We start from the raw sequence: 13729 nt of genomic DNA on the forward strand, positions 1-13729 counted from the left end.
ACGCATCTATCGGACAGATCTTGGACAGTGCCCCTGGTGAGACTCGAACTCACACTGCACGGATTTTGAGGCCGTTTCCTCTACCAATTGGGATACAGGGGCTTTTTGTACCTTTTGGGAATTTACCACATTCTCCAGACTGCGCAAGCTGACCGGTATGTGGGACCTACAATACAAGTGTACAAACGCTATTTGAGACCCCAAAGGAGACATCATGGGAAATGTGACATATCGTCATTTCGATCCCTGGCGCCCGTCACCGGTGAAGGAGGAATCCCGCAGCCAAATCGTGGAGAGCCACTACTTCAACGTGGACCGGGTAGCCTTCGAATCCTCACAGGTAGGTCATTTCGAACGCTATATTCTTCATGAGAACAACGGTGATACCGTGGCGGTGCTTGCCGTGACGAAGGACAACAGGATTCCTTTCGTCGAGCAGTACCGTATTCCGACGCACCGTTGGACACTCGAAATCCCTGCAGGCCACGCCACCAGCCCAAGCGAGCGTCCTCTGGATGTCGCGATGCGCAAACTGCGTCAGGAAGCGGGCTTCGAAGCCGAGCACTACACCCAGTTCGGGCGCTTCATCAACACGCCGAGCTTCTCGACCCAACACACCTCGATGTTCCTCGCGACCGGCCTGACAGCCGTGGATCGCAGCTCCATCGGACCAGAGTCCCCTCGTTCCAATGTCCGCCTCTACACGGTGGATGAGGCCTATCGAATGGTGCTCAACGGGGTCATAGTCGATGCCAAATCGGTTATCGCCGTGCTGCGTGCGCACTGCGGCCTTGATGACGTGCAACAGCACTGATCGCAATCCCGGAACCCCGGATGTAAGGATGTCTTCCACCATGAAGCCTCCCGTCATCCGGGGTTCCTTTGCATATCCACCTGCCCTTCCTCCGCTCGCCAGCCGTCCCGAAGCCACCGGAGCATGACGCGCTCCCGTGCAGGCCGCAGCGGGCTGCAGAAGGTCACAGAGGTGGTATGGAGAGGCACCGTGGCACAGGAGAAAGCCGTAAGAACAGGTCCAAGCGACCAGAACGCCCCGGACTGAAGTCTTCATAACGGCGATTTCACAGCACATGGTTACCTGGCACAGCTGTATATGGTGCAGCCTTGGACAGCACAGAGCTTCATAGCATGAACCTTCATGGTATGAATGTGGGGCCCACACGGATTCACCGTGTGGGCCCCACATTGATGTTGCGCTAGCTGTCGTCTTACTCTACCGAGCCGACGATGTGCACGTAGATGGAATCGGTGCGTCCTGGCTCATGCTCGCCTTGCGCGCTGCTCAGCAGCACGATGCGATCGCCATCGGAGACGGCTCCGGCTTCCTTCAGCGTCTTGTCCGCAACGGACATCAGTTCGTTACGGGTCAGATCGTGATAATCGGAATCCAGCAGGAACGCCTCGGTGCCCCAGCTGAGAGCGAGCCAACGATAGGTGTGCTCGTTGGTGGTCAGACCGAAGACAGGCGCGGCAGGACGTTCACGGGAGATCCTGTGGACGGTGTTGCCGGTCTGGGTGAAGGCGACGATGGCCTTGGCGTTGAGCTTCTCTGCCAGATCGACGGCGGCCGAGGAAACGGCTCCCGCGTTAGACATATCGAGGTTCTTCAGCTCGGGGATGCGGTCGAAACCATGCTCGGTGGCGTATCCGGAGATGCGTGCCATGGTGCCGACGGTCTCGGTCGGGTAATCGCCCACGGCCGTCTCGTTGGATGTCATCGTTGCATCGGCGCCGTCGAGGACGGCGTTGGCGCAATCCGAAGCCTCTGCACGGCTCGGGACCGGTGAATGCACCATCGAGCCCAGCACCTCGGTTGCGACGATAACGGGCTTCGCGTACTGACGGGCAAGCTCGATGCAGCGCTTGGTGACCAGCGGGACCTCTTCGAATGGCATCTCGACGGCCATATCGCCACGGGCGACCATGATGCCGTCGAAGGCCTTGACGATCTCTTCGAGGTTCTCGACTGCCTGCGGCTTCTCGATCTTGGCCACGATCGGGATGCGACGTCCTTCTTCATCCATGATCTCGTGGGCGCGGTCGATATCCGTCGCGAAACGGACGAAGGACATGGCGATGATGTCGGCACCGGTCTGGATGGCCCAACGCAGGTCGGCCTGATCCTTCTCGGTCAGTGCAGGAAGGCTCACGGCGACGCCTGGGAGGTTGATGCCCTTGTGCGAGGAAACCGGGCCGGAAACGATGACCTTGGTGTGCACATTGTTGCCCTCGACACTGGTCACCTCAAGGCGGACCTTGCCGTCATCGATGAGGATCGGATCCCCTGGGTGGCAATCGCCCGGGAGTCCCTTGAATGTGGTCGAGGTGATGTTCTCGTCACCCTCGACGTCGTCTGTGGTGATGGTGAATTCCTGGCCGGCCTTGAGGATGACCTTGTCTTCACCTTCAGCGTTCTTCTTGAACCAACCGCAACGAATCTTCGGTCCCTGCAGATCAACGAGAGCCGCAACGTTACGACCTGTTGTCTTGCTTGCTTCGCGAAGGTTGCCGTACACCTTGAGATGATCTTCAGGAGTTCCGTGCGAACGGTTGAGTCGTGCCACATCCATACCCGCTTCGACGAGCTTGGTGAGGTTCTCCAACGATTCTGTGGCTGGTCCGATGGTGTCTACAATCTTGGCTTTGCGCATGAATGCCTGCCTATTTCCTATTTGATGGTTGGGGGGTAGATATCCCCTCGTCTTCCAAAACCGAGTCTACTAGCAATCGGCGACGGAAGACAGCGAATCGGCCCGGTGTGTTGTTAGCGCTCACAATTGATGTGAGCCCAATGTTTGCAAGGCCTCCGCCTACTTCTGTGCGCCCGTCGATTGTGCTTCGATCTGCTTCATTTTGATAACGCTCGCTATCGAAGCCGCCCCGATCGCCACCACGATGACCACCAGTGAGAGCCAGGTTGGAATCTCCGGAATCGCATGGATCGGCCTTCCCGAATTCAGGAAGGGCAGTGAATTGCCGTGCAGGGCCTCCATGATCAGCTTGACGCCGATGAAGGCCAGAACGACGGACAGTCCCACCGGCAGATAGACCAGTTTGTCGAGCAGCGCGCCGAGCAGGAAATACAGTTGCTGCAAGCCGAGCAGCGCGAAGATATTCGCCGTGAACACGATGAAGGGATCCTTGGTGAGTCCGAAGATGGCGGGGATCGAATCGAAGGCGAACATGACGTCGGTGGTGCCGATGGCGAGGAACACGATGAGCATCGGGGTGAAGTACTTCACGCCGTCCAGTGTGGTGCGCAGATGCTTGCCGTCATACTGATCGGACACCCGCATCACCTTGCGCAGCACCCGGATGATCCCGTTCTCATGGTATTCCTCATCATCATCCCCACCGGATATGAGTTTGAATGCCGTGAACAGCAGGAAGGCGCCGAAGATGAAAAACACCCAGGTGAATCTGACGATCAGCGCGGAACCTGCGAGAATGAAGATTCCACGCAGCAGCAGCGCGATGGTGATGCCGACGCTCAGCACGAATTTCTGCAGTTGCTTCGGCACCGCGAAGTTCGACATGATAATCACGAAGACGAAGAGGTTGTCGATGCTCAAGGAGTATTCGGTGAGCCATCCGGAGTAGAACTCGATGGCGGGGCGGGAGCCGGCGACCCACCACAGCAACGCTCCGAAGACCAGTGCCATGGCCACGAAAAAGATGATGTGCTGCACGCACTCCTTTGTCGAGGGGACGTGGGGTTTGCGTCCGATCACGAACAGGTCGACCACGAAGAAGACCGCCAGAACAACGAAGGTGCAAATCATAAACGCCAGAGGGGTTTCAGCCATAATCCACCACTATACGTGACGATGGTGACGATGCCGGCACCCCTTCGGCAAGCCCGATACGGGCGTGGAACACCCGGATCCCGGGCTTTCGCTCACTGCTGCGTCTTGATCATCTGACGCAGTTCCTTCTTCAGATCGCGGATCTCATCGCGAAGCCTTGCGGCGAGTTCGAATTGCAGTTGTTCCGCCGCCGTGTGCATCTGCTCACTGAGCTGTCTGATGAGATCGGTGAGATCCTGCGCCGGCAACCCGGCCTCAAGAATCTCCTGGTGGCGTTTCTGCGCTTCGTCCTTATCCATGATCGGGATGCCGAGATGTGAGTTCCCTGCCTTGTTGGCATTGCGGTACCCACCTTCGAGCAGGCTCTTGGTGTCGATATCCTCATTGGCGAGCATGTCGCTGACGTCACTGATCTTCTTGATGAGCGGCTTCGGATCGATGCCATGTTCGGTGTTGTACTTGATCTGACGGTCGCGACGACGATTCGTCTCATCGATGGCCTTGGTCATCGCATCGGTACGCTTGTCCGCATACATCAGCACCGTTCCAGAGACATTCCTGGCCGCACGGCCTATCGTCTGGATCAGCGAACGGTACGACCTGAGGAACCCTTCCTTATCCGCATCCAGAATGGCCACCAGGGAGACCTCCGGCAGATCAAGCCCCTCGCGCAGCAGGTTGATGCCCACGATCACGTCTATGCTTCCCTGGCGCAGTTCCCTGAGCAGCTCGACACGTCTGAGTGTGTCGACATCGGAGTGCAGATACTCGACCTTGATGCCACGTTCAAGCAGATAATCCGTCAGATCCTCCGCCATCTTCTTCGTCAGTGTCGTTACCAGCACACGCTCATGCTTCGCGACACGGTCCTTGATCTCCGCGAGCAGATCATCCACCTGGCTGCGTGTGGGCCGAACCTCGATCTTCGGATCGACCAGCCCGGTCGGTCGGATGATCTGCTCGACGACGCCATCCGACAGGCCCATCTCGTAATTGCCCGGAGTCGCCGACAGATAGACGGTCTGCCCGACCCGATCCAGGAATTCAGGCCACTTCAAGGGCCGGTTGTCCATCGCGCTCGGCAATCTGAACCCGTGCTCGACCAGTGTGCGCTTCCTGCTGGCATCGCCTTCGAACATGGCCCCGATCTGCGGGACGGTCACATGCGATTCATCGATGACGAGCAGGAAGTCGTCGGGGAAGAAGTCAAGCAAGGTATGCGGCGGAGTACCCGGCGCGCGTTCGTCGAAATGACGCGAATAGTTCTCCACGCCCGAGCAGACACCGATCTGCGTCAGCATCTCCAAATCGTATGTGGTTCGCATCGTCAGACGCTGGGCCTCAAGCTCCTTGCCTTGTTTGCGCAGCTCGGCGACGCGTTCATCCAACTCGCTTTTGATCGTCTTCAGCGCATGCTCCATACGGTCCGGACCTGCGACGTAATGCGTCGCGGGGAAGATGTGGATCTGATCCTCATGGCCGATCTCATCACCCGTCAGAGGATGGAGTGTCGATATGCGTTCGATCTCGTCGCCGAAGAACTCGATGCGTATGGCGAGCTCCTCATAGACGGGAATGATCTCCACCGTATCCCCCCGCACCCGGAAGGTGCCGCGGACGAATGCGATGTCATTGCGTTTGTACTGCATCTGCACGAAGGTCCGCAGCAGATCGTCGCGGTTCATCTCCTGCCCCTCTTTGAGGAGCAGCATCCTGCCCGCATATTCCTCGGGGGTTCCCAGACCATAGATGCACGACACCGTCGCGACGACCACGCAATCGCGTCTGGTCAGCAGATTGGCGGTTGCCGCATGCCGCAGGCGTTCCACATCATCGTTGATGTTGGAATCCTTTTCGATGTAGGTATCGGTCTGCGGGATGTAGGCTTCCGGCTGATAGTAGTCGTAGTAGGACACGAAGTAGCTGACGGCGTTGTCCGGCATCAGCTCGCGGAACTCCGCGCACAGCTGGGCGGCAAGTGTCTTATTGGGTTCTATGATCAAGGTCGGCCGTTGCAGCTTCTCGATCATCCATGCGGTTGTGGCCGTTTTGCCGGTTCCGGTAGCACCCATCAGCACGATGTCGTTCTCACCGTTTTCGATGCGTTCGGTCAGCTGCTTGATCGCGGCTGGCTGGTCTCCTGAAGGTTGGTACGGCGACTTCACCACGAATGGTGCGTTCGTCCGTTCGATCTCAAATCCCATGGCCATTCCTCTCTCAGCATCTTCCGTCGCCCGGGCGCCTGCATCACCCCTCCGTCGATTCAGACATCACACCGCCTGTTTCGACAGCTCCTCATACACTGTATCAACCCGCTCGAACATTTGTTCGATTCCCTCGGATGAGTCGATGATGATATCCGCCACGCCTTCCCGTTCATAACGTGTCGCCTGGCTGTTCACCCGGTTCAGCGCATCACGTTGCGACATGTGCCGTTCCTCGACCATCCGCTCGACACGCGTGTCAACAGGCGCTTCCACACTAATCACATGCTCGAAGACGAAGGGGATACTCGCCGCAACCTCAGCGAGCAGCGGAATCTCATGGACGATGATCGATGGAGCCGCACTCCCCCGGGCATCGGCAGAGGAATCGGCATCCGTCCTCGCGATGCCGGAAGCATGACCTTGCTTGAGCATCTGCTCTTCGAGACGCGCGGCCTGCGCATAGACCTGAGGATGGATAATCGCTTCGAGGACCTTCTTCTCCCGTTCATGGCCCGGTGCGAAGACCTGGGAAGCCATCCATGAACGGTTCAGCCGGCCCTTCGCATCCAATGCGGCGGAACCGAAGCGGGAGACGATACGCTGCAGGGCGACCGAGCCCGGTTCTATGACGGCACGTGACAGTTCATCGTAATCGATCACATATGCGCCAAGGCTTTGCAATCGCCGGGATACGGTGCTCTTCCCCGCTGCGATGCCGCCCGTCAGAGCAATTCGCATTCCTGTCATCTCCTTTTGACGCGGGTGCAGACCCGCATGGGCATGGTGCGGTGGTCCCGGCACCGGGCTTCGGCGCCGCACCGTGCGGCACGAAGCCTTTGCCGACGTGTTCGTGCATGAGGCACATATGATACACGGGAAGCCCGGTCGAAACCGGGCTTCCCGTGTGACTGGTGATGCGTGGTAGAAGCGATCAGTTCTTTTCGCTCAGCAGCTGCTCGCGCAGTGCTGCAAGCTGATCGTCGGCGGCAAGAGTTCCTTCATTGCCCGCTTCGGAAGAATAGGTCGAGGTCTCCTCGGCCTTCTTCTCCTTGGCAGCGGACTCCTGACCATCTTCGGCTGCGGAGGTCGCGGCGTTCTCGATCTCCTTGGCGACGAAGGCCTTGTGCTCTTCCCAAAGGTCGTGAGCTGCCGCGTACTGGGCTTCCCACTCCTCGCGCTGCTTCTCGTATCCGGCGATCCACTCGTTGGTCTCGGGATCGAAACCTTCCGGATACTTGTAGTTGCCGTTCTCGTCGTACTCGGCCGGCATGCCGTACAGAGCCGGATCGAAATCCTCGGATGAAGGATCGACCGAATCGTTGGCCTGCTTGAGCGAGAGGGAGATGCGGCGACGATCCAAATCGACGTCGATGACCTTGACGAAGACCTCTTCGTTGGGCTTGACGACGGTTTCAGGGTTCTCGACGTGGCGGTTGGCCAGCTCGGAGATGTGCACGAGGCCTTCGATACCGTCTTCGACGGAGATGAAGACACCGAACTGCACGATCTTCGTGACCTTGCCCTTGACGATCTGTCCTGGAACATGGGTACGTGCGAAACGCTGCCACGGATCTTCCTGCGTTGCCTTGAGGCTCAGCGAGATGCGCTCACGGTCCATATCGACATCGAGCACCTCGACGGTGACCTTATCTCCGACCTTGACAACCTCGCTCGGGTGATCGATATGCTTCCAGGACAGCTCGGAAACGTGGATCAGTCCGTCTACGCCGCCAAGATCGACGAATGCGCCGAAGTTGACGATGGAGCTGACCACACCTTCGCGGATCTGGCCCTTCTTGAGCTGAGAGAGGAAGGTCTCGCGGACTTCGGACTGCGTCTCTTCGAGGTACTGACGACGGGAAAGGACCACATTGTTGCGGTTCTTATCCAGTTCGAGAATCTTGGCCTTGATCTTCTGCCCGATGTATGGGCTGAGATCGCGGACGCGTCGCATTTCAACAAGCGATGCAGGCAGGAATCCACGCAGACCGATGTCCACGATGAGTCCACCCTTGACCGCTTCGATGACGGTGCCTTCGACAACGCCATCGGCATCCTTGATCTTCTCGATGTCTCCCCAGGCACGCTCGTACTGAGCACGCTTCTTGGAAAGGATCAGACGGCCTTCCTTGTCTTCCTTGGTGACGACAAGAGCCTCGATGGAGTCGCCGACCTGAACCACTTCGTCAGGATCGACATCCTTCTTGATGGAAAGCTCGCGGGAGGGAATTACGCCCTCGGTCTTGTAGCCGATGTCCAGCAGCACTTCGTCATGATCGACCTTGACAACGGTGCCCTCAACCAGATCGCCATCATCAAAGTTCTTGATGGTGGAATCGACTGCTTTGATGAAGTCCTCCTCGGTGCCGATATCGTTAATCGCTACCTTCTGGGCTTCTGTGATATTCTCTGCCATTAATTGATTGTTTTTCTTGTAGATTGTGAACGGATAAGATCTGTCTTAAATTATGGGAATCTGTCATTTCGACACATTCAGTGTTAATAATAGGCGAAAACACGCCATTTGTCATGCGAGGCCGCGCTCGGCAATCTCGACCACGTTGCTGAGCAGCATCGCCCGCGTCATCGGACCCACTCCCCCGGGATTCGGCGTGTATGCGCTGGCCTGCTCACGGGCGGCCGGATCGATGTCCCCACGGATGCGCCATGCGCCTGTTTCCGGATCCTGAACCCTTGAAACACCGACGTCCACCAGCACCGCGCCGGGCGCCACATCATCGGCTGTGACGATTCCCGCGCTGCCGGTCGCCGCGATGATGACCTCGGCCTCACGCAGATGCCTGTGCACGTCGACCGTGCCCGTGTGACAGAGCGTTACCGTGGCATTCACCTCGTTCCGGGTCAGCAACAGCCCTATGGTCCGTCCTATCGTGATCCCGCGCCCGAGCACGCACACCCTCTTGCCTGCAAGGTCTATGTCGTAACGCTTCAGCAGTTCGATCACACCGCGAGGCGTGCATGGCAAGGGGGTGCTGAGCTCACCCTTCGGATGCAGCACCAATTCGCCGAGGTTGTAAGGGTGCATGCCGTCGGCATCCTTTGCGGGGTCGATGCTGTCGATGATCGCATTCGCGTCGACGCCACGCGGCAGAGGCAGCTGGACGATGAATCCGGTGCAGGCCGGATCCTCATTGAAGTCCCGCACAACCGACAGGATCTGTTCGAAATCGGCATCCGCAGGCAGCGTCCTGCGCAAAGACCGTATGCCCACCTCGGCGCAGTCCTTGTGCTTCCCCGCCACATACCTGGATGAACCCGGATCGTCACCGACCAGCAGCGTGCCCAGCCCGGCCTGCACACCCTGTGCCGCCAGACGGGAAACCCTTGACTTCAAGTCAGACTTGATAGCTGCCGCGACTGCGATCCCATCGAGTTTCAATGCCATAAGACCAGGCTCCTATTCTGCTCACATTGCTTCGCGATATAGGCTATCGTGAAAGCAGGATGAGTAGACCACGGTTTATGCCGGACGAGGACGCACAACAGATCAAGAAGAAGGCAACGCATGAAGCGCACACTGCGTGATTATGCCCGTGCAGCGGCCGTTTTCGCCGTTGTGGCTTTGGTGTCCGCCACCGGAGCATGTTCCTTGCGCGGCAGCGCGCCCGAGACGACCACCGCAACGCCTGCGGGTCCGGTCACGGTGGTGGCCTCCACCGCGCAATGGGGCTCGTTGGTGCAGGAGCTGGGAGGCTCGCAGGTCAAGGTCACATCCATTCTCGGCAGCGCCAATGCGGATGCGCACAACTTCGAACCCACCAGTTCGGACATCTCCAAAATATCCACGGCGCAGATGCTGGTCGTCAATGGCGCAGGCTACGACGATTGGGCCACCAAGGCCGTGGGCAAGAGCAGCGTTCTGGTCAGCGCGGCCGACACCGTGGGGGCTTCGGAAGGCGACAACCCGCATCTGTGGTTCTCCAAGGAGACACGCAAGAACATGGCGACGGAAATCACCGAATCGCTCAGCAAGATCCTGCCAAGCGAAAAAACATACTTCCACACGCAGCTCAGTACCTGGCAGAAAAGCGAGACGGCACTTGAGAAACGGATCACCGCCTTCGCCAAAGGCCACAACGACCTCACATACGCCGCCACCGAAGCGGTCGCATACTATCTGATGGCCGATCTCGGTTTCAAGGATGTGACGCCGGAGGGCTACCTGCGCTCGGTCCAATCGTCAGGCGAAGCCGCGCCGGCCGATCTCAAGTCATTCAGATCGCTCCTCGACAAGCAGGAGGCGGATCTGCTCATCGACAATCCCCAGACCAGCGACGACGCGAGTGCATCATTGGTCGAGGCCGCGCGGACCGCCGGCATATCGGTGATCGATGTCAGCGAACAGATGCCGCAGGGCACCACGACCTTGGAGCAATGGGTCAGCGCGCTGATTACGCAAATCAGCGAAGACACAGCCAAGTCCTCCGTCTCGGCGCCGCCATCGGCGAGTACGAGTACTGTTCCAGATAGGAGTGCCTCAAGCACCAAGTGAACGGCCCATGCCGCTTCTCGCTTGCAGGCCCCGCATCGCAACAATATGTCAAGGCGCAACAGTAGAAAGCCATCCATGCAAGAACATCCAGCGCAGGAGTGCATCGTATTCAAGGATGCCTCAGTAGAGCGGAGCGGCCGGATCATCTGGTCGCATGGCAATTTCAGTATTCCGAACGGTACGGTCACGGCGATCGTCGGCACCAACGGTACCGGCAAGACCACGATGATGAACGCAGAGCTCGGGCTCATCCCACTGAAGACGGGATCCGCAACGATACTCGGCAAGCCCGCCGGAAAGGCGAACGAAAGCATCGGTTACGTGCCGCAGAGCTACACCTCGGATATCGACTCCAATCTGACGGCCGAACAATCCGTGCTTCTGGGACTTACCGGGACACGCTTCGGTCTGCACATCACCACCGAGACCGAGCGTCGAAAAGCGTATGAGGCGATGGACTTCACCGGAATCGCGGACAAGGCGCATATGCGTCTCTCCCAGCTTTCAGGCGGTCTGCGCCAACGGGTGGCGATCGCCCAGGCTCTGGTTGCCGATCCTAAACTGCTGATGCTCGACGAGCCCCTGGCCAACCTCGATCTGGCCAGCCAGCGCGCGACGGTCCATGTATTGGCCAGGCTCAATCACGAACTCGGCATGACCATTCAGGTGGTGGCCCACGATCTCAATATGCTGCTGCCGATTCTCACAGGTGCCGTCTATCTGCTTGACGGGCATCCCCATTACGCCGAGATGAACACGGTTCTGGACGCCGACCTGCTGACCCACCTGTACGGGACGACGGTTCAGGTGGTCACCACCCCACAAGGCGATATGTTCGTCACGCCCAGCGCGGACGAGCCACAGGACGTCACCCCCGATACGCACAACGCCGAGGACGTCGCCAAATTCCATCATCATCCGGGCCAGACCGAGGACACACATTCGGATTCGGCGATGAAGCGCACCGAGGGAGGAAGGGCATCATGAACAGTTCCGTGAATTTTTCATTCGATCCGAGCTGGATGGAGACCCTGCACGCGCCTTTCATGGTGAACGCCGCACTGGCCGGCCTGTGCATCGCCGTTGCCGCCGGAGTCATGGGCTACTTCACCATCGCCCGGCATTCGACCTTCGCCGCCCACGCGCTCGCCCATATCGGCCTGCCCGGGGCCACGGGAGCCGTGCTCTTCGGATTGCCCGTCTCGGTGGGGCTCGGGGTGTTCGCCCTCGGCGGGGCCCTGGTCATCGGGGCCTTGGGCAAACGCGCCACTCAGCGGGAAATCGCCACAGGCACCGTGCTGGCCTTCGCGACCGGTCTCGGTTTGTTCTTCGCCAGATTGTCGACCTCGGCTTCGCAACAGATGCAATCGATTCTCTTCGGTTCCATTCTGACCATCACCAGCTCGCAGATCATCGGCTTCCTGATCTTCGATGTGCTGCTGATCCTTCTGGTCACCATCGTCTATCGTCCCCTGCTCTTCAGCTCTCTCGACGAGCAGGTCGCCCAGGCCAAGGGCATCAATATCGCGGTGATGAATGTCATCTTCATGGCGATGATGGCCGGTGTGATCACCATCGCTGTCCCGGCGGTGGGAACCCTGCTGATTTTCGCCCTGGTCGTCACTCCTGCGGCGACGGCGAATATCATCGTCGCATCGCCCTTCCGCGCGATGATTCTCGCCGGAGCGCTCTGCCTCGTCTCCATATGGGGTGGTCTGGTGCTCTCGGCGATGTTCCCGACCCCGCCGAGTTTCATGATCGTCAGCATCTCCACCGTGCTCTGGGCGATCACCAAATTCGTGGCCTCACGCAGATCGTAGGGCGGGCCGCTCGGGCAGCGGTCATAGGCGTGATTACAGTGTCGTGTGCTGAATCAAGGTAGCCGTCGCCATGGCCGCGATGCCTTGTCCGTCACCAGTGAAGCCCATGCCATCGGTGGTCGATGCGGTAAGCGTCACCGGCGCCCCAAGCGCCTGACTCATCGCCACGGAGGCATCCTGCCTGCGTGGCGCGACCCGGGGCCGCTGCGCCACCACGACCACGCTGCCGCCGTTGACCGACCAGCCGTTGCCCGCAAGCATCACCGATATCTCACGTATCATGTCGCGCCCATGCATATGAGCACCCTTGGATTGCGGTCCGACGCCGAAGAAGGAACCGATATCGCCGAGACCCGCGGCGGAGAGCAACGCGTCGATCAGTGCATGCGCCGCAACGTCGCCATCTGAATCACCGGACAGCCCCGTGAGGCCTTCGGCTTCGGCATCCTCCCAGCGCATGCAGGCGAGCCACAGCCCCCTGCCACTGTCCGGCGATGAAAACCTGTGGGCGTCGAATCCCATACCCACCCGCATGGCAGCGATTCCTGAATTAGCGTCATCCGTCATAACAAGTCCCATCGTCGTCAGGCATGTCGTCATCGATGTGCGAATGCCTGTGCCCTGCGGTGCATGGCCTCTGCATATGGGTGAGGGGCCGGATCCCTTCATCCGGCCCCTCACCCATGCCTGTCATACTGCTTACTTCTTCGACTTCTTGCTCTCCGCATCCAGACGCGCAAGCGTCTCGGTCGCGGGTTCCTTCGGTGTTTTGGAATGATGCTTATCATCCCCGGGCCGCGGATCGGCATAGCCGAGATTGACGTCCAGAAGGCGCTGCGCCTCCTCCTCGTCCAGACCTTCCGAAAGCGCGATCTCGGAGGTCAGGATGCTCCGTGCCTTCGTCAGCATGCGCTTCTCCCCTGCGGAAAGGCCATGCTCATCGACATCCCGCTGAGCGAGGTCACGCACCACCTCGGCGATTTTGTTGACGTCACCCGTGGCGATCTTCTCGACATTGAGCTTGTAGCGGCGTGACCAGTTCATCTCCTTCTCGATGATGGGTGTGCGCAGGATCTCGAAGACCTTGGCCACCTCGCGAGCGCCGACGATGTCTCGCACGCCGACCTTTTTCGCGTTATCAACGGGGACATTAATCACGAGACCATCCGAGGACAACACGGAAAGCTGGATGTACTGCCGGGTTATCCCTTTGACCGTCCGTTCGGTGATGGCCTCAACCTTTGCTGCGCCGTGACGCGGATAGACAACCATATCGCCGACGTTATATGCCATGAACCCTCCATACTAAATGCAAAACTCGAATAATTCTGCCATAACGGTCAGACTTGTGCCTGTGCATCCGTA

The 13729-nt window shown here is 58.9% G+C and carries 12 protein-coding genes and 1 tRNA gene; 4 read left to right on the forward strand and 9 right to left on the reverse strand.

What is annotated here, in order from left to right; all coding sequences use genetic code 11:
- Positions 1-28 precede the first annotated feature (28 nt).
- Positions 29-102 (reverse strand) — tRNA-Leu (locus BPSY_RS08600).
- A gap of 112 nt (positions 103-214) precedes the next feature.
- Between BPSY_RS08600 and BPSY_RS08605 the strand changes: the two genes are divergently transcribed.
- The gene (locus tag BPSY_RS08605) at positions 215-814 is read left to right on the forward strand and encodes an NUDIX domain-containing protein (protein ID WP_033495405.1); all 600 of its coding nucleotides are present in this window, start codon (positions 215-217) and stop codon (positions 812-814) included.
- Between the two features lie 412 nt (positions 815-1226).
- On the opposite strand, the gene pyk is transcribed toward BPSY_RS08605, so the two are convergent.
- The 6 genes from pyk to BPSY_RS08635 form a co-directional block, all read right to left on the reverse strand.
- Positions 1227-2669, reverse strand: coding sequence for a pyruvate kinase (gene pyk, locus BPSY_RS08610; protein WP_033495403.1), 1443 nt, complete (start codon positions 2667-2669; stop codon positions 1227-1229).
- Between the two features lie 159 nt (positions 2670-2828).
- The gene (locus BPSY_RS08615; protein ID WP_033495401.1) at positions 2829-3824 is read right to left on the reverse strand and encodes a TerC family protein; all 996 of its coding nucleotides are present in this window, start codon (positions 3822-3824) and stop codon (positions 2829-2831) included.
- Between the two features lie 92 nt (positions 3825-3916).
- Positions 3917-6028: an excinuclease ABC subunit UvrB gene (uvrB, locus tag BPSY_RS08620; RefSeq protein WP_033495524.1), complete on the reverse strand. Its 2112-nt coding sequence runs from the start codon at positions 6026-6028 to the stop codon at positions 3917-3919.
- A gap of 66 nt (positions 6029-6094) precedes the next feature.
- Positions 6095-6769 carry a dephospho-CoA kinase gene (coaE, locus tag BPSY_RS08625; RefSeq protein ID WP_081884359.1) on the reverse strand — a complete coding sequence of 225 codons (675 nt, stop codon included), beginning with the start codon at positions 6767-6769 and terminating at the stop codon, positions 6095-6097.
- 193 nt (positions 6770-6962) lie between these two features.
- Complete coding sequence (rpsA, locus tag BPSY_RS08630) at positions 6963-8447, reverse strand: 30S ribosomal protein S1 (protein WP_033495397.1); 1485 nt, start codon at positions 8445-8447, stop codon at positions 6963-6965.
- A 111-nt stretch (positions 8448-8558) separates the two neighbouring features.
- Positions 8559-9437, reverse strand: coding sequence for a bifunctional methylenetetrahydrofolate dehydrogenase/methenyltetrahydrofolate cyclohydrolase (locus BPSY_RS08635; protein WP_033495395.1), 879 nt, complete (start codon positions 9435-9437; stop codon positions 8559-8561).
- A gap of 120 nt (positions 9438-9557) precedes the next feature.
- Between BPSY_RS08635 and BPSY_RS08640 the strand changes: the two genes are divergently transcribed.
- The 3 genes from BPSY_RS08640 (at position 9558) to BPSY_RS08650 (ending at position 12364) form a co-directional block, all read left to right on the forward strand.
- On the forward strand, positions 9558-10544 hold the full coding sequence (locus BPSY_RS08640) for a metal ABC transporter solute-binding protein, Zn/Mn family (RefSeq protein WP_033495393.1): 987 nt from the start codon (positions 9558-9560) through the stop codon (positions 10542-10544).
- Between the two features lie 75 nt (positions 10545-10619).
- Entirely contained in the window at positions 10620-11531 is a 912-nt protein-coding gene (locus BPSY_RS08645; RefSeq protein WP_051921866.1) for an ABC transporter ATP-binding protein, read from the forward strand.
- Positions 11528-12364: a metal ABC transporter permease gene (locus tag BPSY_RS08650; protein ID WP_033495391.1), complete on the forward strand. Its 837-nt coding sequence runs from the start codon at positions 11528-11530 to the stop codon at positions 12362-12364. Before BPSY_RS08645 ends, BPSY_RS08650 begins: the two co-directional genes overlap by 4 nt.
- A gap of 33 nt (positions 12365-12397) precedes the next feature.
- On the opposite strand, the gene BPSY_RS08655 is transcribed toward BPSY_RS08650, so the two are convergent.
- The gene (locus tag BPSY_RS08655; RefSeq protein ID WP_033495522.1) at positions 12398-12898 is read right to left on the reverse strand and encodes a 2-C-methyl-D-erythritol 2,4-cyclodiphosphate synthase; all 501 of its coding nucleotides are present in this window, start codon (positions 12896-12898) and stop codon (positions 12398-12400) included.
- Positions 12899-13063: 165 nt separating this feature from the next.
- Positions 13064-13657, reverse strand: a complete 594-nt coding sequence (locus BPSY_RS08660) for a CarD family transcriptional regulator (protein ID WP_033495389.1) — start codon at positions 13655-13657, stop codon at positions 13064-13066.
- Between the last annotated feature and the right edge of the window lie 72 nt (positions 13658-13729).

The sequence above is a fragment of the Bifidobacterium psychraerophilum genome, assembly GCF_000741705.1.
Classification (GTDB): Bacteria; Actinomycetota; Actinomycetes; order Actinomycetales; family Bifidobacteriaceae; genus Bombiscardovia; species Bombiscardovia psychraerophila.

What these genes read in the sequence shown, in the direction of transcription:
- coaE (WP_081884359.1), bottom strand. Translation starts at nt 6,769, where the DNA reads ATGCGAATTGCTCTGACGGGCGGCATCGCAGCGGGGAAGAGCACCGTA.
- BPSY_RS08650 (WP_033495391.1), top strand. Translation starts at nt 11,528, where the DNA reads ATGAACAGTTCCGTGAATTTTTCATTCGATCCGAGCTGGATGGAGACC.
- BPSY_RS08615 (WP_033495401.1), bottom strand. Translation starts at nt 3,824, where the DNA reads ATGGCTGAAACCCCTCTGGCGTTTATGATTTGCACCTTCGTTGTTCTG.
- pyk (WP_033495403.1), bottom strand. Translation starts at nt 2,669, where the DNA reads ATGCGCAAAGCCAAGATTGTAGACACCATCGGACCAGCCACAGAATCG.
- BPSY_RS08660 (WP_033495389.1), bottom strand. Translation starts at nt 13,657, where the DNA reads ATGGCATATAACGTCGGCGATATGGTTGTCTATCCGCGTCACGGCGCA.
- BPSY_RS08635 (WP_033495395.1), bottom strand. Translation starts at nt 9,437, where the DNA reads ATGGCATTGAAACTCGATGGGATCGCAGTCGCGGCAGCTATCAAGTCT.
- BPSY_RS08655 (WP_033495522.1), bottom strand. Translation starts at nt 12,898, where the DNA reads ATGCGGGTGGGTATGGGATTCGACGCCCACAGGTTTTCATCGCCGGAC.
- BPSY_RS08645 (WP_051921866.1), top strand. Translation starts at nt 10,620, where the DNA reads ATGCAAGAACATCCAGCGCAGGAGTGCATCGTATTCAAGGATGCCTCA.
- BPSY_RS08640 (WP_033495393.1), top strand. Translation starts at nt 9,558, where the DNA reads ATGAAGCGCACACTGCGTGATTATGCCCGTGCAGCGGCCGTTTTCGCC.
- BPSY_RS08605 (WP_033495405.1), top strand. Translation starts at nt 215, where the DNA reads ATGGGAAATGTGACATATCGTCATTTCGATCCCTGGCGCCCGTCACCG.
- uvrB (WP_033495524.1), bottom strand. Translation starts at nt 6,028, where the DNA reads ATGGGATTTGAGATCGAACGGACGAACGCACCATTCGTGGTGAAGTCG.
- rpsA (WP_033495397.1), bottom strand. Translation starts at nt 8,447, where the DNA reads ATGGCAGAGAATATCACAGAAGCCCAGAAGGTAGCGATTAACGATATC.